The 26,675-nt window shown below is 67.5% G+C and carries 22 protein-coding genes, 1 tRNA gene and 1 pseudogene; 23 read left to right on the top strand and 1 reads right to left on the bottom strand.

The window, feature by feature from the left end:
- The 20 genes and pseudogenes from tuf to FL344_RS22835 all read left to right on the top strand — a co-directional run.
- Nucleotides 1–218: pseudogene (gene tuf / locus FL344_RS22740) on the top strand (elongation factor Tu); the annotation flags it as partial.
- Between the two features lie 99 nt (nt 219–317).
- Complete coding sequence (gene rpmG, locus FL344_RS22745) at nt 318–482, top strand: 50S ribosomal protein L33 (protein WP_011553120.1); 165 nt, start codon at nt 318–320, stop codon at nt 480–482.
- A gap of 23 nt (nt 483–505) precedes the next feature.
- Nucleotides 506–581: transfer RNA gene (locus tag FL344_RS22750), tRNA-Trp, on the top strand.
- A 100-nt stretch (nt 582–681) separates the two neighbouring features.
- Nucleotides 682–1,125 carry a preprotein translocase subunit SecE gene (gene secE, locus FL344_RS22755; protein WP_141594345.1) on the top strand — a complete coding sequence of 148 codons (444 nt, stop codon included), beginning with the start codon at nt 682–684 and terminating at the stop codon, nt 1,123–1,125.
- Nucleotides 1,125–1,667 (top strand): transcription termination/antitermination protein NusG, encoded by a 543-nt coding sequence (nusG, locus tag FL344_RS22760; RefSeq protein WP_002640701.1) that lies wholly within the window; start codon nt 1,125–1,127, stop codon nt 1,665–1,667. Before secE ends, nusG begins: the two co-directional genes overlap by 1 nt.
- 146 nt (nt 1,668–1,813) lie before the next feature.
- Complete coding sequence (rplK, locus tag FL344_RS22765) at nt 1,814–2,260, top strand: 50S ribosomal protein L11 (RefSeq protein WP_090494983.1); 447 nt, start codon at nt 1,814–1,816, stop codon at nt 2,258–2,260.
- Between the two features lie 36 nt (nt 2,261–2,296).
- On the top strand, nt 2,297–3,010 hold the full coding sequence (rplA, locus tag FL344_RS22770) for a 50S ribosomal protein L1 (RefSeq protein ID WP_011553124.1): 714 nt from the start codon (nt 2,297–2,299) through the stop codon (nt 3,008–3,010).
- Between the two features lie 396 nt (nt 3,011–3,406).
- Nucleotides 3,407–3,928 (top strand): 50S ribosomal protein L10, encoded by a 522-nt coding sequence (gene rplJ, locus FL344_RS22775; RefSeq protein WP_090494980.1) that lies wholly within the window; start codon nt 3,407–3,409, stop codon nt 3,926–3,928.
- A 103-nt stretch (nt 3,929–4,031) separates the two neighbouring features.
- Entirely contained in the window at nt 4,032–4,400 is a 369-nt protein-coding gene (rplL, locus tag FL344_RS22780; protein WP_141619995.1) for a 50S ribosomal protein L7/L12, read from the top strand.
- 177 nt (nt 4,401–4,577) lie between these two features.
- A complete protein-coding gene (gene rpoB, locus FL344_RS22785) occupies nt 4,578–8,804 on the top strand; it encodes a DNA-directed RNA polymerase subunit beta (RefSeq protein WP_141594342.1) in 4,227 nt (1,408 codons plus the stop codon).
- A 134-nt stretch (nt 8,805–8,938) separates the two neighbouring features.
- A complete protein-coding gene (gene rpoC / locus FL344_RS22790) occupies nt 8,939–13,150 on the top strand; it encodes a DNA-directed RNA polymerase subunit beta' (protein WP_141594341.1) in 4,212 nt (1,403 codons plus the stop codon).
- A 210-nt stretch (nt 13,151–13,360) separates the two neighbouring features.
- The gene (locus FL344_RS22795; RefSeq protein WP_141619996.1) at nt 13,361–13,888 is read left to right on the top strand and encodes a hypothetical protein; all 528 of its coding nucleotides are present in this window, start codon (nt 13,361–13,363) and stop codon (nt 13,886–13,888) included.
- Between the two features lie 172 nt (nt 13,889–14,060).
- Nucleotides 14,061–14,411 (top strand): phasin family protein, encoded by a 351-nt coding sequence (locus FL344_RS22800; RefSeq protein WP_140862317.1) that lies wholly within the window; start codon nt 14,061–14,063, stop codon nt 14,409–14,411.
- Nucleotides 14,408–15,148 (top strand): lytic transglycosylase domain-containing protein, encoded by a 741-nt coding sequence (locus tag FL344_RS22805; protein WP_011553131.1) that lies wholly within the window; start codon nt 14,408–14,410, stop codon nt 15,146–15,148. Before FL344_RS22800 ends, FL344_RS22805 begins: the two co-directional genes overlap by 4 nt.
- Nucleotides 15,149–15,277: 129 nt before the next feature.
- Nucleotides 15,278–15,967, top strand: coding sequence for a hypothetical protein (locus FL344_RS22810; protein ID WP_228565290.1), 690 nt, complete (start codon nt 15,278–15,280; stop codon nt 15,965–15,967).
- Between the two features lie 32 nt (nt 15,968–15,999).
- Entirely contained in the window at nt 16,000–16,467 is a 468-nt protein-coding gene (locus FL344_RS22815) for a hypothetical protein (RefSeq protein WP_011553133.1), read from the top strand.
- 37 nt (nt 16,468–16,504) lie between these two features.
- Nucleotides 16,505–17,266: a social motility TPR repeat lipoprotein Tgl gene (gene tgl, locus FL344_RS22820; protein WP_141593081.1), complete on the top strand. Its 762-nt coding sequence runs from the start codon at nt 16,505–16,507 to the stop codon at nt 17,264–17,266.
- A gap of 22 nt (nt 17,267–17,288) precedes the next feature.
- Complete coding sequence (locus tag FL344_RS22825; protein WP_011553135.1) at nt 17,289–17,675, top strand: RodZ family helix-turn-helix domain-containing protein; 387 nt, start codon at nt 17,289–17,291, stop codon at nt 17,673–17,675.
- A gap of 9 nt (nt 17,676–17,684) precedes the next feature.
- Complete coding sequence (gene recO, locus FL344_RS22830) at nt 17,685–18,419, top strand: DNA repair protein RecO (RefSeq protein ID WP_141619998.1); 735 nt, start codon at nt 17,685–17,687, stop codon at nt 18,417–18,419.
- Nucleotides 18,416–19,438 carry a carbohydrate kinase gene (locus FL344_RS22835; protein WP_141619999.1) on the top strand — a complete coding sequence of 341 codons (1,023 nt, stop codon included), beginning with the start codon at nt 18,416–18,418 and terminating at the stop codon, nt 19,436–19,438. The genes recO and FL344_RS22835 overlap by 4 nt, the downstream gene beginning before the upstream one ends.
- 97 nt (nt 19,439–19,535) lie before the next feature.
- Here FL344_RS22835 and FL344_RS22840 read toward each other — a convergent pair whose 3' ends face one another.
- Nucleotides 19,536–20,024 (bottom strand): GyrI-like domain-containing protein, encoded by a 489-nt coding sequence (locus FL344_RS22840; protein ID WP_141620000.1) that lies wholly within the window; start codon nt 20,022–20,024, stop codon nt 19,536–19,538.
- Nucleotides 20,025–20,078: 54 nt separating this feature from the next.
- Here FL344_RS22840 and FL344_RS22845 point away from each other — a divergent pair, with 54 nt between their 5' ends.
- The 3 genes from FL344_RS22845 to FL344_RS22855 are packed head-to-tail and all read left to right on the top strand — an operon-like array spanning nt 20,079 to nt 26,595.
- Nucleotides 20,079–20,882, top strand: a complete 804-nt coding sequence (locus FL344_RS22845; protein ID WP_141620001.1) for a MerR family transcriptional regulator — start codon at nt 20,079–20,081, stop codon at nt 20,880–20,882.
- A gap of 16 nt (nt 20,883–20,898) precedes the next feature.
- Nucleotides 20,899–22,755, top strand: a complete 1,857-nt coding sequence (locus FL344_RS22850) for an OPT family oligopeptide transporter (protein WP_194863215.1) — start codon at nt 20,899–20,901, stop codon at nt 22,753–22,755.
- Between the two features lie 15 nt (nt 22,756–22,770).
- Nucleotides 22,771–26,595 (top strand): serine/threonine-protein kinase, encoded by a 3,825-nt coding sequence (locus tag FL344_RS22855; RefSeq protein ID WP_141620003.1) that lies wholly within the window; start codon nt 22,771–22,773, stop codon nt 26,593–26,595.
- The last annotated feature ends 80 nt before the right edge of the window (nt 26,596–26,675 follow it).

Consider the following 26,675-nt stretch of genomic DNA (forward strand, 5'->3'; position numbering starts at 1 on the left):
TCTTCAAGGGCTACCGCCCGCAGTTCTACTTCCGCACCACGGACGTGACGGGCTCGGTGAAGCTGCCGGAGAACGTCGAAATGGTGATGCCGGGCGACAACATCGCCATCGAGGTGGAGCTCATCACTCCTGTGGCCATGGAGAAGGAGCTGCGCTTCGCTGTTCGCGAGGGTGGCCGCACCGTGGGCGCCGGCGTCGTGGCGGAAATCATCGAGTAATGCCGGGTCGGCCGTGAGGCCGCCGGGCTCACTGTCCCGATTCCGAGGGGAGGGCTGCGTTGTGGTAGCCTTCCCCTCTCGTATCTGGTGAGGTAGGTCATGCCGAAGGGCAATCGTTCCATTATTTCGCTCGAGTGCACTGTGTGCAAGGAGCGGAACTACACGACCACGAAGAACAAGCGGAAGAGCCAGGACAAGCTCGAGCTGAGCAAGTTCTGTCCTCGTTGCCGCAAGCATCAGGACCACAAGGAAGGTAAGGTCTAGGTCGGTAGTTCAGGGAAGGTTCTAGGCCAGTAGCTCCAACGGTAGAGCAGCGGTCTCCAAATCCGCGTGTTGGGGGTTCGAATCCCTCCTGGCCTGCCAACTCTCAGTAGTCGCGGGGCCCCCGGTACCTGGAGGTGCCGGGGGTTCCTGTGTTTTCGCAGTTTCGCGAATTCGCATCCGCAGTACCTCGTGAGGCACCATGGCGACGGCATCAGAGGCCAGCCAGCAGGCTAACCGCTCGGCGATGGATCCGAAGCGGCTCGTGGTCATCTTCTATCTTCTCGTCGGCATCGTCCTGGCCCTCTTCCTGGAGCGTCTGCTCGGATTGCTGTGGGCGCGATTCAGCTGGAGCGACCCGGTCCTCATCGAGGGCTTGGACTGGAAGGTGTCCACCCTGGTGGGCTACGCGCTGGCCGTGGGACTGGCTGTGGGGGCGTACTTCCACCCGCGCACCCATGCGCTGTCCATCGATGTGGCTTCGGAGTTGATGAAGGTCACCTGGCCCACCTGGTCGGAGACCAAGGCGTCGACCATGGCCGTCGTCGTGGCGTCCCTGGTTGCCGCCGTCATCCTCTTCTGCATCGATACCGCCGCCTACAACCTGATGGTGGAGTGGCTGCCGGCCATGTGGGGGAAGCTGTAATGGCGATGAAATGGTACGTGGTCCACACCTACTCGAACTTCGAGAACCAGGCGAAGAAGAGCCTGGAAGAGAAGGTCCGTCTGGAGGGCCTTCAGGACCAGTTCGGTGAAATCCTGATTCCGATGGAACAGGTCGTCGAAATGGTGAAGGGCGAGAAGAAGACCTCTCGCCGCAAGTTCTTCCCCGGCTACATCTTCGTGCAGATGGAGCTGAACGACCGGACGCTCCACCTGGTGAAGAACACGCCGAAGATCACCGGGTTCCCGGGAACGGCGCAGAATCAGAATCCGTTGCCCATCTCCGACCAGGAAGTGGCGCGGCTGACGTCGCAGATTTCCGAAGGCACGCTCAAGCCGAAGCCCAAGGTGCAGTTCGACGACGGCGACACGGTGCGCGTCATCGACGGTCCGTTCGCGAACTTCAACGGGACCGTGGAAGAGGTCAATGCGGAGAAGGGCAGGGTGAAGGTGCTGGTCAGCATCTTCGGCCGTGCCACCCCGGTGGAGCTGGACTTCATGCAGGTGGAGAAGACCACCGGCTAGCAGTTGATGCCGCGCCGTGCACTCCTGTATGGCGTGCGCGGCGTTCGCATTTCTGGTCCCCGTATTGGGGCCGGACTCATGGGTGGGAGGGCTTCCCCGTCTGGTGGCCCGCTCGCACCACCCACTCGAAAGGCAGTTGTCGTTCGATGAAGAAGATCACAGGTCAGGTCAAGCTGCAGATCCCCGCCGGCAAGGCGAACCCCGCTCCGCCGATCGGCCCCGCGCTCGGTCAGCAGGGCGTGAACATCATGGAGTTCTGCAAGCAGTTCAACGCGAAGACCCAGGCGGAAGCCAAGGAAGGTCTCATCATCCCGGTGGTCATCACCGTGTATGCGGACCGCTCCTTCACCTTCATCCTGAAGACCCCTCCCGCCGCCGTCCTCATCAAGAAGGCCGCGGGTCTCCACACGGAGAAGAAGAAGGGTTCGGGCGCGAAGAAGCCGGGCAAGGAGAAGGTCGGGCAGATCACCCGCGCTCAGCTCGAGGAAATCGCGAAGAAGAAGATCCAGGACACCACCGCCGCGTCGCTCGAGGCCTGCATGAGCACCATTGCTGGCACCGCACGCTCCATGGGCATCGACGTCGTCGGCTAGGCCGCCGCGCACCCACTCACGACAAGGATTTCTGTCATGGCTAAGACTGGGAAGAAGTTCCGTGCGGCCGCCGCTCTGGTTGACCGCGATAAGCGCTACGCCGTCGCCGAGGGCTTTCAGCTCCTGAAGAAGACGGTGGAGGCTCGCTCCACCAAGTACGACCAGACGGTCGACGTCTCCATCAACCTGGGCGTGGACCCGAAGCACGCGGACCAGATGGTCCGTGGCGCTGTGGTGCTCCCGCACGGCACCGGCGCCACCGTGCGCGTGGCCGTGTTCGCCAAGGGTGAGAAGGCCACCGACGCGACCAACGCCGGCGCGGACGTGGTCGGCGCCGAGGACCTCCAGAAGCGCATCGAGGAGGGCTTCCTCGATTTCGACACCGTCATCGCCACCCCGGACATGATGGGTGTCGTCGGTCGCCTCGGTAAGGTGCTCGGTCCCCGCGGCCTGATGCCGAACCCGAAGGTCGGCACGGTGACCATGGATGTCGCGAAGGCCATTCGCGACGCCAAGGGTGGTAAGGTCGACTTCCGCGCCGAGAAGGCCGGTATCGTCCACGCGAAGCTGGGCAAGTCCTCCTTCGAGGTCGAGAAGCTCGAGGCCAACTTCAACGCGCTGGTGGACCTGGTGATGAAGCTGAAGCCGGCCGCCGCGAAGGGCGTGTACCTCCAGGGTATCGCCATCTCGTCCTCCATGGGGCCGGGCATCAAGCTCGACACCATGGAAATCAAGACGCGCCACGGCTAATCGCCGTCCGGTCGCACGGACAGGGGGATGCAACCCTGACTACGGGTCAGGGCTGTTGCCTGTCTGACGTCACAGGTTCGAAAGTTCTGGATCTTTGCTGAAGCCGGGGGTATAGGCCCCCGGCTTTTGCAATTGGGGCGCCACGTCGTGAGGCGCGGCGTCCCGACACCTGGTTCATGACAGCAGGGACCTGGGCGAAGAGGATGCATGTTCCGTTGGCAGCCGGGCAACCGGCCGGACGGCACCTTCGACCCCTGGTTCAAACGACCGCAAGGTCAGCCCTGCCGAGACTGGAGGTGCGGTGTGGTGCCTCTCGAGGCTCCTCTCGCTCTGCCACTTTGGCCCAGGCATCACGCCCGTCCTGAAAAGGCGGGCCCAGTAAGGAGGTGAGTCAAAGTGCTGAAGAGCGAGAAGGAAGAGATGATCAAGGAGCTCCACGAGAAGTTCTCGAGGACGACCTCCGCCGTCGTCGCCGAGTTCACCAAGGTGGACGTGGAGACGGTGACCAAGCTCCGCAAGAAGTTCCGCGAGGGCAACGTCGAGTACAAGGTCATCAAGAACACGCTGGCGCGCCGTGCCGCGCAGGGCACGTCCGTGTCGGTCATCGCTGATGACTTCACGGGCCCCGTGGCCCTGTGCATCAGCTACGGCGACGTGGTGGCTCCCGCGAAGATCCTGGTCGAGTTCGCGAAGGACATCGAGGACAAGATCAAGATTCGCACTGCCGTCGTCGAAGGCCGCAAGGTCGACGTCGCCGGCGTGAAGGCCCTGGCGAAGCTGCCGGGTCTGCCCGAGCTTCGCGCGCAGCTGCTGGGCGTCATCAGCCAGCCCGCGAGCAAGCTGGTTCGGACCATCGCGGCTCCGGGTTCGCAGCTCGCCCGAGTCGTCCAGGCCAACGCGGACAAGGCGCAGGGCTGAGAAGCCCTCATCTGTTCGAGAAGTTTTTCTACCGCAACCTCTCCGGCCGGAACTCTCCAAAGGGGGAGTTGGCCGTTAGTCGAAACCAGAAGGACACATTTCAATGGCTGACCTGAACGCGATTGTTGACCAGCTTTCCTCCCTGACCGTCCTCGAGGCGGCCGACCTCGTGAAGCAGCTCGAGAACAAGTGGGGCGTCTCCGCCGCCGCCGTGGCCGTTGCCGCGGGCCCGGCCGCCGCCGCCGCTCCTGTCGAGGAGAAGACGGAGTTCACGGTGGTGCTGGCCAACGCCGGCGCCAACAAGATCAACGTCATCAAGGAGATCCGCGCGATCACCGGCCTGGGCCTGAAGGAGGCCAAGGACCTGGTCGAGGGCGCTCCGAAGAACGTCAAGGAAGGCGTCAACAAGGACGACGCCAAGAAGATCAAGGACCAGCTCACCGCGGCTGGTGCGACCGTCGACATCAAGTAGTTTCTACAGGGACTGTCCGGTTTTCCGGGAAATTTCGGGCAGCCTCCTGACCGGATGTGCAGGCCGGCGCTCCCTGAGTGGGGGCGCCGGCTTTGCCCATTTGACCGTTGCAAATTTCCCGGCGCCGCCGCGCGTTACTGAAGTTTGCCCGCCCGAGCAGTCGTCCCCGGAGCCAGAATGCCGACGCAGATCCAGAACAATTTCCGCGTGCGGAAGACCTTCGCGAAGATCGCGAAGATCATCGACATTCCCAATCTTATCAACATCCAGAAGCAGTCCTACGAGAAGTTCCTCCAGGCGGACATTGCCGCCGACAAGCGCGAGGACCTCGGTCTTCAGGGCGTCTTCAAGTCGGTGTTCCCTATCCGCGACTTCAACGAGACCTCCTCGCTGGAGTTCGTGAGCTACCACCTGGAGCGCCCGAAGTACGACGTAGATGAGTGCCACCAGCGTGGCATGACGTATTCGGCGCCCATCAAGGTGGTGGTGCGCCTGGTCGTGTGGGACAAGGACGAGGAGACCGGCGCCCAGTCCATTCGCGACGTGAAGGAGCAGGAGGTCTACTTCGGCGAAATCCCGCTGATGACCCAGAACGGCACCTTCATCATCAACGGTACCGAGCGCGTCGTCGTCAGCCAGCTGCACCGAAGCCCGGGCGCCTTCTTCGACCACGACAAGGGCAAGAGCCACTCGTCTGGCAAGCTGCTCTACAACGCCCGCATCATTCCCTACCGCGGTTCGTGGATCGACTTCGAGTTCGACCACAAGGACCTGCTGTACGTGCGCATCGACCGCCGCCGCAAGCTGCCGGCCACGGTGCTCATCCGCGCGCTCGGCGCCGTCCCGGACACCGCGAAGAAGAACCCGCTGGAGTTCAAGGGCTCCACCGAGGAGATCCTCAACTACTACTACGCGACGGAGACGATCTACCTCCACAGCGCGGAGGAGTTCGAGAAGAGCGTCGAGCTCGAGCTGCTGCCCGGTCAGCGCGCGACCCGCGACATCAAGGCCAAGACGGGCGAGCTGATCGTCAAGAAGAACCGCAAGTTCACCCGCGCCGCCATCAAGAAGCTCGAAGCGGCGAAGATGAAGACGCTCCCGATCGATGCGGACGAGCTCTTCACCAAGGTGTCCGCCTACGACGTGGTCGAAGAGACCAACGGCGTGGTGCTCCTCGAGTGCAACGAGGAAGTCACCCAGGAGAAGGTCGACGAGCTCCTCAAGCACGGCATCAAGGAGTTCAAGGTCCTCTTCATCGACAACCTCAACGTGGGCCCGTACCTGCGTGAGACGTTGATGCTGGACAAGCTCGAGACCCCCGAGCAGTCCATCATGGAGATCTACCGCCGCCTGCGCCCTGGCGATCCGCCGACGCCGGAGACGGCCATCAACCTGTTCACCAACCTGTTCTTCAACCCGGAGCGCTACGACCTCTCCAAGGTCGGCCGCCTCAAGCTGAACTTCAAGTTCGGCCTCGAGGAGCCGCTCGACGGGCAGATCCTCACCAAGCGGGACATCCTCGAGGTGATCCGCTACCTGATCGATCTGAAGAACGGCAAGGGGACCATCGACGACATCGACCACCTGGGCAACCGCCGCGTCCGCGCGGTGGGCGAGCTGCTGGAGAACCAGTACCGCATCGGCCTGGTGCGCATGGAGCGGGCGATCAAGGAGCGCATGAGCCTCCAGGAGATCGAGACGCTCATGCCGCACGATCTCATCAACGCCAAGCCCGTCACGGCGGTCATCAAGGAGTTCTTCGGGTCCAGCCAGCTGTCGCAGTTCATGGACCAGACGAACCCCCTGTCCGAGGTCACGCACAAGCGGCGCCTGTCGGCGCTCGGGCCCGGCGGCCTCACCCGCGAGCGCGCGGGCTTCGAGGTGCGCGACGTGCACCCGACGCACTACGGCCGCATCTGCCCCATTGAGACGCCGGAAGGTCCGAACATCGGCCTCATCGCGTCGCTGTCCACCTACGCGCGCGTCAATGAGTTCGGCTTCGTCGAGACGCCGTACCGCAAGGTCGAGGCGGGCGTGGTGACGACCGACGTGGCCTTCTACTCCGCTCTCGAGGAGGAGAAGCACACGATCGCCCAGGCGAACGCGGAGACGGACAAGAAGGGCAAGTTCGCCAACGCGCTGGTGTCCAGCCGCCGCGGTGGTGAGTTCGTCCAGGCTCGCGCCGAGGACGTGGACCTGATGGACGTGTCCCCGAAGCAGCTCGTGTCGGTGGCCGCGTCGCTCATCCCGTTCCTGGAGAACGACGACGCCAACCGCGCGCTCATGGGCTCCAACATGCAGCGCCAGGCCGTTCCGCTGCTGCGCACCGCGGCGCCGCTGGTGGGCACGGGCATCGAGTCCATCGTCGCCCGCGACTCCGGCGTCACCTGCGTGGCCCGGCGCGACGGCATCGTGGAGAGCGTGGACGCCGGCCGCATCGTGGTGAAGGCGGACGTGCCGGCCTCGCTGAGCGATGTCACGAGCGAGGTCGACATCTACAACCTGCTCAAGTACCAGCGCTCCAACCAGAACACCTGCCTCAACCAGAAGCCCATCATCAGCAAGGGCGACCGGGTGAAGAAGGGTGACGTCATCGCCGACGGTCCGGCCACCGAGACGGGCGAGCTGGCGCTGGGCCAGAACGTGGTCGTCGCGTTCATGCCGTGGCAGGGCTACAACTTCGAGGACTCCATCCTCATCAGCGAGCGCATCCTCAAGGACGACGTCTTCACGTCGATCCACATCGAGGAGTTCGAGTGCATCGCGCGCGACACCAAGCTGGGCAAGGAGGAGATCACCCGCGACATCCCGAACGTGGGTGAGGAGGCCCTCAAGGACCTCGACGAGAGCGGCATCATCCGCATCGGCGCCGAGGTGAAGCCCGGCGACGTGCTGGTGGGCAAGATCACCCCGAAGGGCGAGACGCAGCTGTCTCCCGAAGAGAAGCTGCTGCGCGCCATCTTCGGCGAGAAGGCCGGCGACGTGCGTGACAGCTCGCTGCGCGTCCCGCCGGGCGTGGTGGGCACCGTCATCAACGCCAAGGTGTTCAGCCGCAAGGGCGTGGAGAAGGACGAGCGCGCCAAGCAGATCGAGTCCATGGAGGAGGCGAAGCTCCTCAAGGACCAGAACGACGAGATCAAGGTCCTCCAGGACAGCGCGTTCGGCCGCATCCGCGGCCTGGTGCGCACCAAGGAGGTCCAGGGCAAGCTCGTGGACGACAAGGGGAAGATCCTCCTGAAGAAGGGGGACATCCTCGACGACGAGCTGCTGTCCACGGTGCCCTACAAGTACTGGGGTGAGATCTCCGTCGGCGACCCGCTGGACTCGCGCCTGCGCGACATCCTCCGAAACCTGGAGGAGACGAAGGAGGCCGTGAAGCTGGCCTTCGGCGAGAAGATCGCCCGCATCAAGAAGGGCGACGAGCTGCCGCCGGGCGTCATCAAGATGGTGAAGGTGTACGTCGCCATCAAGCGCAAGCTGGCCGTGGGCGACAAGATGGCCGGCCGCCACGGAAACAAGGGCGTCGTGTCCCGCATCCTCCCCGAGGAGGACATGCCGTACCTGGAGGACGGGCGTCCGGTGGACATCGTCCTCAACCCGCTGGGCGTGCCCTCGCGCATGAACATCGGGCAGATCCTCGAGACGCACCTGGGCTGGGCCGCCAAGGGCACCGGCGAAGCGCTGCAGCGCTACGTCGAGGCCAACTGGAGCTCGGACGCCATCAAGGAGCGCCTCAAGGTCATCTACAGCGACCCGGCGTTCGACGAGTTCCTCGACAAGCTCGACGACGAGGAGATCAAGCAGCTGTGCCTCCGCTCCAAGCGGGGCATCCACGTCGCCACGCCCGTCTTCGACGGCGCGCAGGAGACGGAGATCCACGCCCTGCTGGACGAGGGGCAGCTGCCCCGCACGGGCCAGATGGTGCTCTTCGACGGGCGCACCGGTGAGCCGTTCGACCAGAACGTCACCGTGGGCGTTATGTACATGCTGAAGCTGCATCACCTGGTGGATGAGAAGATCCACGCCCGCTCCATCGGGCCCTACTCGCTCGTCACGCAGCAGCCCCTGGGCGGCAAGGCGCAGTTCGGCGGTCAGCGTCTGGGCGAGATGGAAGTCTGGGCGATGGAGGCCTACGGCGCGGCGTACACGCTGCAGGAGTTCCTCACCGTCAAGTCGGACGACGTGGTGGGCCGCACGCGCATGTACGAGGCCATCGTCAAGGGCGACAACGTCCTGGAGAGCGGCCTGCCCGAGTCGTTCAACGTGCTCCTCAAGGAGCTCCAGTCGCTCGCGCTCGACGTGGAGCTGCTGGAGAGCGCCCCGCCGGAGCGGCAGCGCAGCTTCGGAGGCGACTTCCTCGGCGGCGGTGACGGCGAGGAGCGCAAGACGGGAACCGAGGCCTGATTGCACGGAGCGCCCGCCTGACCGGCCGCCCGCCGTCCCGATAGGGGCGGGCGCGGCCGGGTCGGGGCGGGGGCCCGAATCAGCTGGCGGCCCTCCTGGAAGGGGAGGGCGCCCAACGAGATTTCGGAGGCAACGTGAAGGACATTTTCAACTTCTTCGAGAAGCCGAAGGACCCGCTGTCGTTCAACGCCATCCGCATCGCCCTGGCGTCGCCCGACAAGATTCGCCAGTGGTCCCATGGCGAGGTGAAGAAGCCGGAGACGATCAACTACCGCACGTTCAAGCCGGAGCGGGACGGGCTCTTCTGCGCCCGCATCTTCGGGCCGGTGAAGGACTACGAGTGCAACTGCGGCAAGTACAAGCGCATGAAGCACCGCGGCGTGGTGTGCGAGAAGTGCGGCGTGGAGGTCATCCAGTCCAAGGTGCGCCGTGAGCGCCTGGGCCACATCACCCTGGCCACGCCGGTGGCCCACATCTGGTTCCTCAAGTCGCTGCCGAGCCGCATTGGCAACCTGCTCGACATCACGCTGAAGGAGCTGGAGAAGGTCCTCTACTGCGAGAGCTACATCGTCCTCGATCCGAAGGCGACGCCGCTGCAGAAGGGCGAGCTCATCAGCGAAGACAAGATGCACCGGCTCTTCCAGGAGCACGGTGAGGACTCCTTCACCACGGGCATGGGCGGCGAGGCCGTCCGCGAGATGCTCAAGTCGCTGGACGTGGAGAAGCTGTCCGAAGAGCTGCGCAAGGACATGCGCGAGACCACCAGCGAGGCGAAGCGGAAGAAGTACGCCAAGCGCCTGAAGGTGGCCGAGGCGTTCCGCGTCTCCGGCAACAAGCCTGAGTGGATGATGCTGGACGTGATTCCGGTGATTCCGCCGGACCTGCGCCCGCTCGTTCCCCTGGACGGTGGCCGCTTCGCGACCTCCGACCTGAACGACCTGTACCGCCGCGTCATCAACCGCAACAACCGTCTGAAGCGCCTCCAGGAGCTGAACGCTCCGGACATCATCATCCGCAACGAGAAGCGGATGCTGCAGGAGGCCGTGGACGCGCTGTTCGACAACGGCCGCCGCGGGAAGACCATCACGGGCCCCAACAAGCGCCCGCTGAAGTCGCTGTCCGACATGCTCAAGGGCAAGCAGGGCCGGTTCCGCCAGAACCTGCTCGGCAAGCGCGTGGACTACTCGGGCCGCTCCGTCATCGTCGTGGGTCCCGAGCTGCGCCTGCACCAGTGCGGCCTGCCGAAGATCATGGCGCTCGAGCTCTTCAAGCCGTTCATCTACAACAAGCTCGAAGAGAAGGGTTACGTCACCACCATCAAGTCCGCGAAGAAGATGGTGGAGAAGGAGCGTCCCGAGGTCTGGGACATCCTCGAGGACGTCATCCGCGAGCACCCGGTGCTCCTCAACCGCGCCCCCACGCTGCACCGTCTGGGCATGCAGGCCTTCGAGCCCGTGCTGATTGAAGGCAAGGCCATCCAGCTCCACCCGCTGGTGTGCGCCGCCTTCAACGCCGACTTCGACGGCGACCAGATGGCCGTGCACGTGCCGCTCTCCATCGAGGCTCAGATGGAGGCCCGCGTGCTGATGATGTCGACGAACAACATCCTCAGCCCTGCGAACGGCAAGCCCATCATCGTCCCGACGCAGGACATGGTGCTCGGCATCTACTACATGACCCGCGCCCGCGAGTTCGCCAACGGCGAGGGCCGCGTGTTCGCCTCGCCGGACGAGGTGCGTGCCGCGTACGACCACGGTGAAGTGCACCTCCAGGCGAAGGTCGTCTGCCGCATCGACGGCAAGCGCAAGGAGACCACCGTCGGCCGCGTCCTCCTGTGGGAGGTCGTCCCGCGCGCGGTGGGCTTCGACGCCATCAACAAGGTGCTCGACAAGAAGTCGCTCGGCGGCCTCATCGACCTCTGCTACCGCCTCACGGGTGAGAAGGAGACGGTGCTGCTCGCGGACCGCGTGCGCAGCCTCGGCTACTACAACGCCACCCGCGCCGGTATCTCCATCGCGCTCAAGGACATGATCATCCCTGCGAAGAAGCAGGTGTTCCTGGACGAGGCGCGCGCGGTGGTGTCGGAGATCGAGAACCAGTACCTCGAGGGTCTCATCACCGACGGCGAGCGCTACAACAAGGTCATCGATATCTGGGCGGAGATCACCGAGAAGGTCGCCCAGGAGATGATGCAGCAGATCTCCCAGGAGGAGACGTCCGGGGACCGCGACGGCAAGCGCGAGACGCGCAAGCAGCCGTCCTTCAACCCCATCTACATCATGGCCGACTCGGGCGCGCGTGGTAGCGCCCAGCAGATCCGTCAGCTGGCGGGTATGCGTGGCCTGATGGCGAAGCCCTCCGGCGAAATCATCGAGACGCCCATCACGGCCAACTTCCGTGAGGGCCTCTCCGTGCTGCAGTACTTCATCTCCACGCACGGCGCCCGTAAGGGTCTGGCGGACACGGCGCTCAAGACGGCCAACTCCGGTTACCTCACCCGCCGTCTCGTGGACGTGGCGCAGGACGCCATCATCAACGAGTACGACTGCGGCACCATGGACGGCCTGTTCATCGGCGCCCTGGTGGAGGGCGGTGAGATCATCGAGCCGCTCGGCGAGCGCATCCTGGGCCGCGTGGCCCTGGATGACATCCTCGACCCCGTGACGGGCGAGGTGCTGGTGCGCGCGAACGAGGAGATCGACGAGGACCGCGTCCGCCGCATCGAGAACAGCGGCATGGACAAGGTGAAGATCCGCTCGGTGCTCACCTGCCAGGCCAAGCGCGGCATCTGCGTGGAGTGCTACGGCCGTGACCTGGCCCGCGGCCGCAAGGTGTCCGTGGGTGAGGCGGTCGGCGTCATCGCGGCGCAGTCCATCGGTGAGCCGGGGACCCAGCTCACGATGCGCACCTTCCACATCGGTGGTGCGGCGACGCGGCGCGCGGAGCAGTCCAGCCTGGAGAACCGCTACGCGGGTAGCGTGAAGTTCGCGGGCCTCGTCACCGTGCAGAAGACGGACGGCACGCTGGTGGCCATGAACCGCAACGGCGAAATCGTCGTCGTGGACGACTCGGGCCGCGAGCGCGAGCGCTACCAGGTCATCTACGGTGCCCGCATCCTCGTGAAGGAAGGCCAGCGCATCGAGCCGGGCGTCCTCATGGCGGAGTGGGACCCGTTCGCGATTCCGCTGCTGACCGAGGTCGGCGGTGTCGTGCGCTACGAGGACATCATCGAAGGCGTGACGATGTCCGAGGCGCTGGACGAGGTGACCGGTCTGTCGCGTAAGACGGTCATCGAGTCCAAGGACCCGGAGGCGCGTCCGCGCGTCACCATCCGCGATGCCAACGGCAACATGATGGACCTGCCCAGCTCCCGCAACCCGGCGAGCTACTTCCTGCCGCAGGGCTCCATCATCACCGTCAACGACGGCGATGAGATCCACCCGGGCGAGGTCATCGCCAAGGTGCCGCGCGAGACGACGAAGACCAAGGACATCACGGGCGGTCTGCCTCGCGTGGCCGAGCTCTTCGAGGCGCGCAAGCCGAAGGACGCGGCGGCGATCGCGGAGATCGACGGCGTGGTGTCGTTCGGCAAGGACACCAAGGGCAAGCGCAAGCTCATCATCACCCCCGAGGTGAACGGCGAGCAGCGCACGGACCTGGCCAAGGAGTACCTGATCTCCAAGGGCAAGAACATCAGCGTCCACTCCGGCGACCGCGTGAAGGCCGGCGAGGCGATGATGGACGGCTCGGCCAACCCGCACGACATCCTCAAGGTGCTCGGCGAGAAGGAACTCGCGCGCTACCTCGTGGACGAAGTGCAGGAGGTCTACCGACTGCAGGGCGTGAAGATCAACGACAAGCACATCGAGACCATCGTGCGGCAGATGCTCCGCCGCGTGCGCGTCACCGATGTGGGCGACACCAACTTCCTGGTCGATGAGCAGGTCGAGAAGTGGGTGTTCGAGGAGGAGAACGAGAAGGTCATGTCGGAAGGCAAGCGTCCCGCCGTTGGCGAGCCGCTGCTGCTCGGCATCACCAAGGCCTCGCTCTCCACCGAGTCCTTCATCTCCGCGTCGTCCTTCCAGGAGACCACCAAGGTGCTCACCGAGGCCGCCATCAACGGCAAGGTGGACTACCTGCGCGGCCTCAAGGAGAACGTCATCATGGGCCGGCTCATCCCCGCCGGTACGGGTCTGCCGAACTACAAGCACCTGGACATCGCGGTGGAGAGCCCCACCGACGAGGTCAACGAGATGGAGGCCGCTCTGGCCGCCACTCACGGCGACACCGGCCCCCTGGGCGAGCCTTCCCGCCCGGTAGGCACGCAGACGACCGGCGCGGCCTAATCCGCGCCCCAGCCGTCCTCAAAGCGTTCGCTGAAAGACAACCGCCGCTCCCAGAGCTTTCTCTGGGGCGGCGGTTTTCCTTTGTTTATGGCTAATCGCGTTATGGGCTCGTCGTTGGCTTGACGCTTATGGCGCGCTGCGTTAACTGTTGAACGCTGTAGTGACGCACCTGGTTACCGCCCGGCGAAAGCCGGGATAGGGGAGGACGGTATGGCCACGACGAAGACCGAGACCGAGGCGACGCAGAACGAAGTTCAGAGCTCCGAGGCCGCTGTGAAGAGCGGACTGGCGCAGAATGTGGAGAGCTTTCTGAAGGCCCAGATTTCCCAGGCGCAGAAGCGCATCGAGGAGCTGGAAGGCGAAGCGGGCAAGGTCGTGAAGACCTTGGAGTCCCGTGGGCAGGAGGCCGCCAAGGAGGCCCAGGCGCTGTGGGCGAAGTTCCAGGCCGGTGAGCTGCTGACGGACCCCCGCGTGCAGGAGCTGAGCAAGCGCGCCAACGAGGCCAGCACCGAGCTGAGCCGGCGCGTGGACGCCGCAGGCACCGAGCTGCGCAAGCGCTTTGACGGTATCCAGACGCGCGTCGTCGAGGCCGTGGGCGTGGCCAGCCAGGCGCAGCTGAAGGACCTCAACAAGGAGCTGGCGAAGCTGTCCCGCAAGGTGGACTCGCTGCTGAAGCCCGTTCGTCGGGTGAACGGCGCGAAGCCCGCGAGCAGCCCCGCGTCCTCGCCGCGCGCCTGAAGTCCTGTCGAATCCCGACAGGTAGTGTGACCTCTCCCTTTCTCGGAGTACGAAAGAGGAGGGGGAGGCACATCGCCGTCGTTCCCTTCACGTCGGGGGTGTGCTTATTTCGGCCGTTCCCCGACCGGGTCGGGCCTGAACGTCTGGCCTGTACACCTCCCGGAGAGACCCCATGGACAACAAGCCCGAGGCCCCCCGAGAGAAGCACTCCGTGACGGAGACGTTCGAGCGTCTCTGGAGCCAGGCGCTGCTGGCGGTGAACACGGCCGAGGAAGAAGCCTCACGGGCCGTGCAGCGCGTGGCCGCGGTGGCGGGTTGGAGCCAGGACGAGGTGAAGCGCCAGGCCCGGGAGTTCAGTGAGCGGCTGGTGGGCCACCGCAAGGACCTGGAGCACAACGTGGAAGAGCGGGTGCGCCAGGCCCTGACGAAGATGAAGCTGCCCCGCCGCGAGGAGCTGGCGGCGTTCGGAACCCGGCTGGACAAGCTGGCCGAGCGCATCCAGGCCCTGGAGCACCGGAAGTGAAAGCTCCCGCCCCTTCGGGCGGGAGGTCTTTCGGTACGCGGCTCTTCGAACGTCTCCACGCCTTCAGCTCGGGTTGTTCCCGGCTCCCGCTGCTCGCGGGGGCGGCGCTCGTCGTGTCGGCGCGGCTGGTGCCGTTGCTGGAGGAGCGGCCGGTGCAGCCCGTCGTTCCGGGCGTCGTGGCGGCGGAGGTCATCTCCCCCGAGGCGTCGCTCATCGATGCGGTGCTGGCGCGCCGGGCCCCGGACCTGGGCCTGACGCTGCGCCGGCAGCTCATCCAGGCCATCGCCGAGGAGGCCGGGCGGCTCGCGTATGATCCGCTGCTGATCCTGGCCATCATCGACGTGGAGTCGGATTTCACGGAAGATGCAGTGTCCGTGAAGGGCGCGCGCGGGTTGATGCAGATCAAACCGAGCACGCTGCACTTCCTGGCGGAGAAGGAAGGACTGCGCCTGTCCCGCGAGGAAGTGACCGCGGACACCGCGCTCTGCGTGCGGCTGGGCATCCGTTACCTGCGCTCGTTACAGGAGCGCTTCGGTGGGGACCTGGACCTGGCCCTGATGGCCTACAACGCCGGTCCCACCCGCATCCGCAATGCCATCAAGCAGGGCGAATTGGAGCGCTTCCGGCGCTATCCGCGTGCGGTCCGCCGGGACTTCCGGCGCTTCCGTGAGGGCCACGGGCTGGGCGGTGACTGGGCCTTGGCGCAGCGCGAGGTGCCTCCCGAGCCCATGCCCTGAGTGGGTGGGGTGAATCTCCGGGCAACTGGGACGCTCCAACGGGGTGTATGCGCGCCTTGTTCCGTCCCGCCGGGTGCGCTAAGCGTTGCAAGTGCCCGGGACTGTTGGAGATTCTCAGGAGTGACCCGCATGAAGAACCCCCTGTTCCCCAGCGCCGCGCTCGCCGCCGCCCTGGCCCTGGCCCCGTTCGGGGCGCACGCAGGCTCCATCTTCCTCAACGGCGTCAAGATTGACGGCGTCACCAACCAGAAGTTCGAGAAGGCCACCGTCCGCATCGACGAGGCCGGCAACGTGCACATCGACGCGCCGGGCTACGCGGCCCGCGTGACGGCGGTGACGCCTCCGGCCCCCGCCGCGTCGCCCCAGGCACCGGCGCCCGCCACCCCAGGGCCGGCCGCCCCCGCCGCGAAGGCGCCTCCCGCGGCGCAGCAGGCGCCTGGCGCGCCCACGGCCCCCGGGCGCCTCACCCAGCGCTACTGGCTGGTGACGGAGCAGACGGTGCCGGGGATGACGGGGTACGACATCGACGTGTTCATCAATTCCACGTGGCTGCGCAAGCTGCGAGGCAACGAGGACCAGGTGGTGGTGGACATCACCCGCAACCTGCGGCCGGGGGCGAACAAGGTGACGTTCATCGCCCGGAAGGGAAACGCCGGGGACGCGCGCAGCAGTTCGCCTGCCCACGTGTTTCGGGTCATTATTGGCGAGGGCAACGAGGGCGGCGGGAACGTGATGATCGACAATCCCATCCTCCGCTTCCAGAAGACGGCGGCGGACACGCAGGATGCGACGCAGGAGTTCACCCTCACCACGCGCTGACGGGTGCGGGGCTTCGGGTAACGGAGACAACCGTGTTCAACCTCGACGAGCGCTACCGCGGGCTGCCCGCCACGCGGGAACAAATCCTGGCGCTGCATACCTCCCTCAACGCGCCGCACGTGGCCATTCCGGGCAAGCAGGCCGGTCCGGCGCAGGCCTTTGTCGTGGGCCTCCGGGGAGGGCAGGGGACCGCGGCTGTCTTCGTGTACCTGTACCTGGCGGAGGCCGCGGACTGCGCGGTGTACCTGTCCGGCCGGCGCAACGTGTCAGCGGATGAGTACCGCGACGACGAGGGGGACGCGCTGGCCTTCGTGGAGTCGCTCGGGTTCATGATGGACGACGCCAACTGGCGCGCGATGGCCCCCGAGCAGCAGGACGAGCAGCTCAAGACGTTGCCGGTGTTCTTCAAGGACCCGACGCTCGTGCCAGCCGTGGTGGCGCGTGCCGAGGAGAAGAAGAACGTCACCACCACCCTGGGCCGCTTCCTGGCCGCCTTCTGAGTCACCGCCCCCTCACCCTCGTCGAGAGCCGCTCCCCATGTTCCGCCTTTCCTCCGCGTCCTGTTCGCTCGCGCTGCTGCTGGTGTCCTCCGGTTGCTCTCACACGCCCACGGAGAAGGAGAAGCGGAGCGCCGAGATTCACTACGACCTGGCGTTGCAGGCCCAGCAGGCCGGCGAGCTCCAGGATGCGCTGCGTGAGCTGCAGGTGTCGCTGAAGAACGACCCGGACTACCCCGACGCGAACAACGCCATGGGCATCCTGCTGCACCTGGCGTTTCGCCGTCCCGACGAGGCCATCAAGCACTACACGAAGGCGCTGGAGGTTCGCCCCGACTTCTCCGAGGCGCGCACCAACCTGGCCAACGTGCACCTGGACCAGGGCCGCTACGACGACGCCATCAAGCTCTATGAGCTGGTCCTCAACGACATGCTCTACCCGACGCCCTTCATCGCCCAGGGAAACCTGGGGTGGGCGTACTACAAGAAGGGCGAGCCGGACCGCGCGGTGGAGAGCATCAAGGCCGCGGTGACGACCAACCCCAACTTCTGTTTGGGCTACAAGAACCTGGGTCTCATCTACGACGAGACGGGGCGCACCTCCGAGGCGTGCCGCCAGTTCACGCACTACCGCGAGAATTGCCCGGACGTGGCGGAAGCGTACATGCGTGAGGGCGTCTGCCAGGCGAAGCTGGGGCAGGTCGATGCGGCGAAGGCAGCCTTCGCCACCTGTGAGACCAAGGCGAAAGCTGGTGAACAGGTGCTGAAGGACGACTGCCGGAGGCTGCTGGAAAAGCTCTAGCGCGTTGGGTATCTGGGGACCCGTGGACCACGTCGATTTCGGCAAATACCTGAGCCAGCAGCGAGAGCTCCGAGGGCTCTCGCGTGACGACGTCGCGCGGGAGACCAAGATTCCTCCCACGCTCATCACCGCGCTCGAGGCCGGTCAGGTGGAACGGCTGCCCTCGCGCATCTTCGTGGTGAACTACATCCGCGCGTACGCGCAGGTCATCGGCATGTCGCCGGAAGAGGCCGTGCTGCGCTACGAGGAGGTGGACAAGTCCGTTCCGGCGCCATCTCCCGTGCAGTTGGAGCAGGAGCGGCGCAAGCGGGCCTACGTGGGGCTGTCCGTGCTGCTGGCGGCCCTGCTCCTGGGCGTGTACCTGTTCCTGGTGCTGAGCGGAAAGCTTCCCAATCCGCTCGCGCGTTGAAGCATCTCCATGGAGCGATACGACGACGACGCGCTCGTGCTGTCCTCGGTGGACTATGGCGAGTCCGACCGGCTCGTCACCTTGCTGACGCGCGAGCATGGGAAGCTGACGGCCTTCGCCGCGGGCGCACGCAAGAGCAAGCGGCGCTTCGCCGGCGCGCTGGAGCCGTTCATGCGGCTTCGCGTGCACATCGTGGAGACGCGCGGCAGCACGGTGCGGCTGGACGGCACGGACATCGTCGCGGGCTTCTATGCGGCGCGCGAGGACCTGTCCCTGATTGCCCGGGCCTTGTACGCGGTGGAGCTGTGCCGCGAGCTGACGCGGGACCATGAGCCGCAGCCGGAGCTGTTCGCCCTGCTGGAGTCGTACCTGACGCGACTGGATGCGAAGGAGGCCGGGCCCACGTCGCTCTTGGCTTTCGAGCTGTCCGCGCTGGCGCACGCGGGGTTGATGCCTCGGTTTGATTCGTGCTCGCTGTGTGGCGGCGCTCCGGGCGAGCGGCCTCGTTTCGACCAGGCCCATGGCGGCGCGGTGTGTGAACCGTGTGGAGCCCGTGCTCGCGAGTCCGTGGTGGTGCCGGTGGCGCTGCTGTCGGGCCTGCGCGCGCTCCAGGAAGGGGCGCGCACGCCGCTGCCGCCGGATCTGCGCGCGCGTGCTCGCGGCCTGCTCAACGTCTTCATTGCCCACCACCTGGGTCGTCGCCTCAAGAGCGTGGACTTCATGTCCCAGGTGGGCCTGGATTGACGAAGTTCGGAAGCGAGGGGCTCATGCCGCCGCTGGATGTCGTGTGCTTTGGCGAGACGTTGGTGGACTTCCTCCCGGCGGCTTCAGGGCACCGCGTGCGCGACGTCCCCGCGTGGCATCCGTGCCCCGGTGGCTCGCCGGCGAATGTCGCGGTGGGGCTGGCCCGGTTGGGGCTGCGTCCGGCCATGCTGGGCGTGGTGGGCGCGGATGAGTTCGGGCACTTCCTTCGCGAGCGATTGGCGGCGGAAGGCGTGGACGTGAGTCACCTGCGCCAGACGGCGGAGGCTCGCACCGGGCTGGTGTTCATCTCCCTGGATGGGAAGGGCGAGCGCAGCTTCACTTTCTTCCGGACACGCTCCGCTGAGTTCCTGCTGGGACAGGCGGATGTCGACGCGGCGTTCCTGTCGGGGGCGAAGGCGGTGCATTGCGGCTCCAACTCGCTCCAGTGGCCGGAGGCGCAGGAGGCCGCGGTGCGGATGCTGGGGTTGGCGCGCGACGCGGGGCTCATCGTGAGCTGTGACCCCAACTTGCGGCTGCACGCGTGGGAGGACACGTCTCTCCTGAAGGGCCTGCTGGCGCGGATGCTGCCGCTGTGCACCGTGGTGAAGCTCTCCGAGGAGGAGATTGGCTTCGTCACGGGGACGGAGGTGCCCCACGAAGCGCTGACGCGACTGGCCGCGATGGGCGTGCCGCTGCCCGTGGTGACGCTGGGCGAGCGTGGCGCGCTGCTGCAGTGGAAGGGGGAGCGCATCCACGTCGCGGCGCCACAGACGCGCGTCGTCGACACCACCGGTGCTGGCGATGGTTTCGTCGCGGGCCTGCTGCAGGGGCTGGTGCGCTGGTTCGGCGGCGCTGAGGCGCTGCGCGATGCAACCGGTGAGGAGTTGGTGGCGCTGGCCACGTTCGCGTGTGAGGTCGGGGCCCGTGTCGTGGAGAAGCTCGGCGCGGTGGATGGGCTTCCCCGGGCGGAAGCCCTGGCTCAGGTCATGCCGTCGCGTCCGGACAGGTCTCGCGCATAGCGCTGTGACGGTGGTGTCGTCGCGTCCGACGAACAAGCGTCTGTTGTCGTGCGCATGGTTTGACGCGGGCACGTGTTCGGTGCCTGGGAGACGTCGCTCAGGGCGCCAGGGGTGTGAGCAGTTCGTAATCGAAGCGTTCGTACGGTGGCGTCACGGGCTGTCGACGCTGGTCGTATCGCTCCAGCACGTAGGCCGAAGGGTCTGAGCGCCTTCCTGCCGATTGGAGCCAATTCGCCAGCCGGCCGTAGGCCGCGTTGATGGCGTCCGCCGTGCCCTGCACCGGCGTCATGGCGTAGTCGCGCGCGGGAATCGTCAGGGCCTTCAGGCCTTCTGGGACCGCGTCGAGTCCTTGGACCTCGGTGGTGACCCAGTACTGGTAGACGGGGTCATCGCCCGATTGCTCGTGGTCGCTGCCCGGCACGCAGCCATGGAACACGTCGCGGTCCACCACTCCGGACAGTCCATCCAGGCGAGAGAGGAGTTCCAGCCACGCCAGCGGGACGCGGTGGCTCAGCTCGCTGCGCCGGCCGACCACCTTGATGCCCACCAGCTTGATTTCACCTCGGGAGACGATGGAAACGTTCATGGTTTCCGAACCCTCCACTTTGAAGCAGGTTCAACCTCAAGGGAAAGCCGCCGGATGCTGACGATTTCCCAGTTCGCGGACCGATGTGGCCTGGCACCGAGCGCGCTGCGATTCTATGAGCGCAAGGGCCTGCTGCTGCCCTCCGCCCGGCGCGCGAATGGCTACCGCGCCTATTCTCCCGGACAGGTCGGTGAAGCACGCTTCATCAGTAGCCTGCGCGCCGCGGGCATCTCCCTCTCCGCCATCCGTGAGTTCCTCCGAAAGGACGCACGGACGCGCGAGACGATGCTCACGTCGTGGCGGCAGGACCTGTCCGCGCGGCTGCTCTCGCTCCAACTGGCCGACCAGTACCTCCGGGGGCTCGGCGCGTCGTCGGGGCCGCGGGTCCATCTGGAGCACTGGGTCGAGCCGTCCGTGCTCGTGTGGTTCCCCGTCACTGCTCCGCCCGGGCCCCTGGCGTTCCGCGCCGCGGTGCCGGGGTGGAAGAAGGAACTCGAGCGCCGCGGCATCCCCGTGCTGACGAGTGGTTACGTCCGCACGCTCGACGTGGTGGACGGGCAGCTCCTGGGCGAGGTGGGCTTCCGCATCAAACCCCGCAGGCGGCTGCCTCCCGGGAGTCGGCGGCAGGAGATGGCGCCGACCCTGTTCGCGACGCTGGAGTGCGCCGTCCGTGATGACCAGTCCGCGCATCGCGTGTTCCGCTTCCTGGCCGAATTGGGATTCCGCCCCGATGGGCTCCACCTGGAGCGCTACCTGCCCGGTGTCGCCGACCGGTACCTCCTGATGCTGGGCGTGCAGCGCCTGCGTCCCGGGGTGGCGGACGGGGAAGGGGGCTCGTCCCCGATGGCCTCGGAATGAAAAGATGGAACGGCCCATGTCTCAGCCCGTCCCCCAAGCTGCCTCTGAGGAAGTGACACCGGCGCAGGCACCGCTGACGCTGCTGCGAATCCCAGGGGATTCCCCCGAGGCCCTGGACACCTTCTGGCTGCGCGAGGTCTTCCAGGGGGACCGGGTGCCGCAGCTCACCCTGCGGGCGGTGCTGCTCGGAAGTGGCATTGGTGCCATCACCTGCGCGACGAACCTCTACGCGGGCCTGAAGATGGCCGTGGCCTTTCCCGTGGCCATCACCGCCGCGTTGCTCGCGCACACGGCACACGGAGCGATGCGGCGCGTGGCACCGGGCGTCGCGGGTGCTCCGCTTTCGCCGCTGGAGACGTGCTCCGCGCAGGCCGTGGCGTCGTCCGCGGGCTATGCGACGGGCGGCGCCCTGGTGTCCGTTCAGGGCGCGTGGTTGCTCACAACGGGCAGTCATCCCCCCGGGTGGGCGTTGCTCGCGTGGACCTTCCTCCTGTCCGCGCTGGGCGTGCTCTTCGCGGTGCCCCTCAAGCGCAAGCTGGTGGACCATGAGCAGCTTCCGTTCGCCACGGGCACGGCCGCGGCGGCGACCATCCGTGCTCTTCACACCACGGGCGCGTCGTCCCGTCCGCGGCTGTCGATGCTGGGCCTGGGCGGAGGTATCGCCGCGCTCGTCACCCTGGTGCGGGATGGGCTGGGCCGCCTTCCCTATGTGTTTCCCTTCCCCGGAACGCTGAGCGGGATGTCGCTGGAGCGCCTGGGCTTTGGCTTCGAGATGAGTCTGCTCCCGCTGGGCGCGGGCGCGCTGCTGGGCCTGCGGCTCACGGCGTCCTGGTTCCTGGGCGCGCTGCTCATCCACGGAGTCGTCGCACCGCGCGTGTTCGCTTCGGGGCTGCTGCTGCCAGATGGAGACTTCCTCGCCTGGAGTCTCTGGCCCGGGACGGCGGCGCTCACCACCGCGTCGTTGTTGCACTTCGCGCTGGAGGGCCGCGTCTTGGGGCGCGCATTGAAGGGACTCTTCAAACGTCCCTCCGTGGCGCCCCATCCGGTGGATGTGCTTCAGGTGCCGGGACGCTGGCTGCTGGCGGGCCTGCTCGTGTTGACGCCCGCCACGCTCGCCGTGGCCAAGGTGGGCTTTGGCGTTCCGCTGCCACACGCCGCGCTCGCGGTGGCGTTGTCATTCGTGCTGTGTCTCATCGCCTGCCGCGTCACGGGGGAGACGGATGTCACGCCCGTGGGCCCGCTGGGGCAGGTGACGCAGATGACCTATGGCGTGCTGCTGCCACGCAACGTGGAGGCGAACCTCGCCACCGCGGGCATCACCGTCAACGCGGCGTCGTCCGCGGCGGACCTCCTCAGTGACGTGAAGACGGGACACCTGCTGGGGGCCCATCCCCGCCGCGTGTTCCTGGCGCAGCTCGTGGGTTGCGCGGTGGGGGCCGCCGCGGTGGTGCCGCTGTTCTTCCTGTTGGTGCCGGACCGTTCGGCGCTGGGGGGCGAGCGCTTCCCCGCGCCCGCCGCCACGGTCACCGCCAGCATCGCCCAGGTGCTGGCTTCGGGCCTCTCGGGTTTGGAGCCGGGCACGCGCGCGGCGCTCGGTTGGGCCGCGCTCGCCGCCGCTGTCCTCACGCTGACGGAGCGACTGCTTCCTGAACGGGTGCGACACTGGGTGCCGTCCCCCCTGGGCATGGGCCTGGCCTGTCTGTTGCCGGCGTCCACCGCGCTGGGGTTCTTCCTGGGCGGCGTGGCGGCGGCCTTGGCCCGCACGGCGAATCCAGGGGCGCAGGAGGGGCGGGTGGTGACGCTGGCCGCCGGCCTCATCGCGGGCGAAGGGTTGATGGGGGTTGTCATCGTCCTGAGCCAGGCGCTCTGGTAACGTTCGTTTCACCCCATGCGCTGTCCGGTCTGCCACCGCCGTCTCGCCTCCGGCGCGGTGTGTCCTGTGCATGGCCAGCGCGCTTCGTCGCCTGGCCCTGACGCCGAGCCCTTTCCGCTCCCGGACGTGCCAGGTTTGAGCCCCGCGGCCTTGCTGGGCTCGGGCGGCTTCTCACACGTCTTCACCGCCTACCGCGAGGAGGATGGCCGTGAGGTCGCGCTCAAGGTCGGACGGCCGCCTCACCGCGACCGCTTCGCCCGGGAGGCCGCCGCGCTCCGCCGCATCGGCGCGCCGACGACGCCCACGCTCCACCACTCAGGGGTTGTCCGAGGGCGGCCGTTCCTCGTCATGGAGCGGCTGCATGGCCAGACGCTCGCCGCGTGGATGGCGGCGTTGCCGGGTTCGGGCGCAGCGTCCGTGCCCCGCGTGCGCGAATTGCTCAGGGGCCTCTGCGCCGCATTGGAGCGCGTCCATGCCGTGGGCGTGGCCCACCGCGACCTCAAGCCGGAGAACATCTTCCTGCGCGAGGGTGGGGCGCTCAGCCTGCTGGACCTCGGGCTCGCACGCTTCCTGGACGCACCTGACGACGGAGAGCGCCCGGAGCCCGAGGGCTTGACGCTCGTGGGGCAGCGGCTGGGCACGCCGTATTACATGGCACCTGAGCAGTGCCTGGACGCGCGCGAGGCCGGCGCCGCCGCGGATGTCTACGCGCTGGGCGTCCTCCTGTACGAGTTGCTCACGGGCGCGCCGCCTTTCGTCGGCGGCGCCGAGGAGATTCGCCACGGGCACGTCAGCCTTCGCCCCGCCCGGGTGTCGGAGCGCGCGCCCGTGCCGACGGCGCTCGACGGGGTGCTGTCGCGGTGTCTGGCGAAGGCGCCCTCCGAACGTTTCTCGCGGGCTTCGGATGTGCTCGCCGCTTTCGATGCCGCGTGTACCCAGGCCCTGTCCATGGCTCCGCCGGAGGGCGTGCCCGCGGCGGTGCCCACGTCGTCCGTGCCGGGGGCCGGCGAGCGGTGGGTCGCGCTGCTGGGCGTCCGCGCGGACATACCGGTCGATGTGCTTCGGCTGACCTTCGAGCCTCAGGGCGGCACACTCGCGCGTGCCAGCGCACGGGGTTATCTGGTCGCGTTCTCCGAGTCCCTGTCCGCCGAGGCCAACCTTCGTGCAGGCGCACTGGTGGCGCGCAAGCTGATGGAGGAGGGCAAGGCCGCCACCGTCCTGCACCTGTCGCGGCTGCACGTTCTTCCGGGCGCCACGACCACGCGGGTCGCGGGGCCTGCCTTGGAGTCCGCAGGAGACTGGTGGCCGGAAGACCTCGCCCTGGGAGAAGCCCGCGTCACTGCCTCCGCCGCGGCCAGGTTGGGGCCGGGCGCCACGGAGCACTCGCCCGATGGCGCGCGCCTGCGATTGCACGACGGGGGCGCCGCCACGTCCTCCGCGGATGCACCGCCCCTGTCGGGCCGCGATGCCGTCCTGGCGGCGCTGGAGGCCGAGGCATCACGCTGCATCGAGGAGGGGGTCCCAGGGATATGCGTCCTCACGGGTGACGTGGGGCACGGCACGTCCCGCGTCCTGGAGGCACTGTCCACCCGGCTGGAGGCCGCGGGGCGGTGCCTCGTGGTGCGGCTCCGCGCGCCTTCTCCGGACGCCGCGTCCTCGGAGTCGCTGCTGGACGCGCTGCGGGCCACCGCCGAGCCGGCCCGTGTTGTCCAGGCACCAACGCGTCCACTCGCGGATGAGCGACACGCAGCCGCGCGCTGCCTCGCTGAGGGACTCCAGCGGCAGGCCCAGGCGGTCCCTCGCGTGTTGCTCGTCGACGACGCGCACCTGGCGGACCCCACCAGCCTGGATGCACTGGAGGTCGCCACCTTGGCGGGTGTGCGTGCACCGCTCTGGGTCTGCGTCGCCGCGAGGCCCGCGTTGCTCGGGTTGCGACCGCACCTGGGCGAGCGCAGCGCCCGCGTCGCGCGAATCGCACTGCCGCCGCTGACGCCCGAGGCGAGCCGTTCCCTGTTGCTGCATCTGCTGCGCCCCGCCGAGCATGTCCCCGAGCCGGTGCTGGCGCGGTTGGAACAACTGGCGCAGGGCGTCCCCTTGTCGTTGGTGGAGCTCGCGGGCGCGCTGAGGGCCGCGGGTGCCTTGAGGGCGTCTCCAGGAGGCGGGTGGTACATCGCGCCGGACGCGTTGCTGGACGTCTCCGTGACGCCGCTCTTCGAGCGACTCGCCGCGCGGGCGTTGGCCGGGCTCCCCGCGGCACACCGCATCCTGGCGCGGCTTTGCGCGGTGCTGGGCACGGAAGTGGAGGTGTCCCGCGTGGATGCCGCCCTGCGACACCTGGAGCCGAGCGAGGAGCTGGCGCGCGTGACGTCGCTCGACGCGGGGGCCGGACTCCAGCGGCTGGCGCGCTCGGGGCTGTTGCGGCCCACGGCTCCGGGCCACTTCGCCTTCCGCCACCCCTTGCTGCGCGAGGCGTTGGAGGCGTTGCTGCCGGCTTCCTCACGTCGCGTCCTCCACGCCGCGGCGCTGCGTGCCACGCCCCGGGACGGGATGGCCGAGCGCCGTCGCTGGGCCCACCATGCCGCGGCCTGTGGTGCTCATGCGGAGGCCATCACCGCGTTCCTCTCGCTCGCGGAGTCCGCGCGCCGTGCGCACCTGTCCGTCGAGGCGGAGCAGCACTACACGCGCGCGCTCGCGTTGTTGCCGGAGGGAGATGTGGAGCGCCGGGCCCTGGCGTTGTCGGGGCGTGGGCGCGTCCGTCACCGGCTTCAGCGCTTCCGGGAGGGGCTGGCGGACCTGGGCGCCGCGCGGGCACTGGCCGTGGCCCGCGGTGACGAGGCCCAGCAGGTGGAGTTGCTGCTGGAGGAAGCCACCGCCCGCGACTGGATGGAGGACGTGGAGGGCTCGTCGGCCTGTACACGTGAGGCGCTGGAACGCATCGAGCGGCTGGATGAGCCTCGCCTGTCCCTGCGCTGCTCGCTGGCCCGGGGCCGGCTCCACGTCCGGCTGGGGGAGTGGGGCGCCGCCGTGCGCGTTCTGACCGGCGTGGTGGAAGGCGCGGAGCGGGCGCATGACCACGAGACGCTCGTGGTGTCGCTGGCGCTGCTGGGCTCGGCGCTCACGTTCCTGGACCGGACCGACGAAGCCGCGGCCCGCTTCGACATGGCACTGCTGCGCTGCGAGCAGGCCGGGGACGCACTGCACCGGGCCGCTACGCTCATCAACCGTGTGCTGCTGTGGTTGCGCCTGGGGAATGTGGCTCGGATGGAAGAGGACCTGCGCCGCGCGATGGCGCTGGGCCGGGAGCTGGGCCATGCGCAAGTGGAGCGCTGGTCCACCTTCAACCTCGCCGAGGTGCTCTACATGCAAGGCCGTCTGGAGGAGGCGCTGCCGCTGGCCCGGCGTGTTCACGAACTGGGCGTGCGTTTCTTCCGTGAGCACCCTGTCCCGGTGGATGCGTTGCTGCTCGCGCGCATGGCCGCCGCGCTGGGCGACCTGGAGGAGGCGACGCGGCAGCTCCGGTGGATTGACGCCCACTGTCCGCCCGAATCGTTGCCGCCCACCGCCGTCATGCGGAGGCTGGTGGAGCTACAGGTCCAGGACGCACGGGGCGGCGGCTCGGCGCGGGAGGCGTGGCTGGCCCTGGCGGACGACGCTGACACCCTGGCTTCGGCGGATGAGAAGGCGGAGATTCTCCTCCAGGCCGCCCGGGGCGCGCTCCAGGCGGGACGCGCCGACGAGGCGCGCACCTGGGTGGTCCGGGCCGAGCGCGCGGTGGAGGAGGGCGCTCCCCTGTGGCGGGCCCGCCTGGAGTCCCTGCGGGTTGCCCTTTTCGACGTGTAGCGAGAAATGTCACTGTCCGGTGGCGGTGTGACGTGAAGCGCTACGCGAATGCCGCGTGGAGATCTGCTCTCATGGCACCG

Source organism: Myxococcus sp. AB036A, from assembly GCF_006547355.1.
Classification (GTDB): Bacteria; Myxococcota; Myxococcia; order Myxococcales; family Myxococcaceae; genus Myxococcus; species Myxococcus virescens.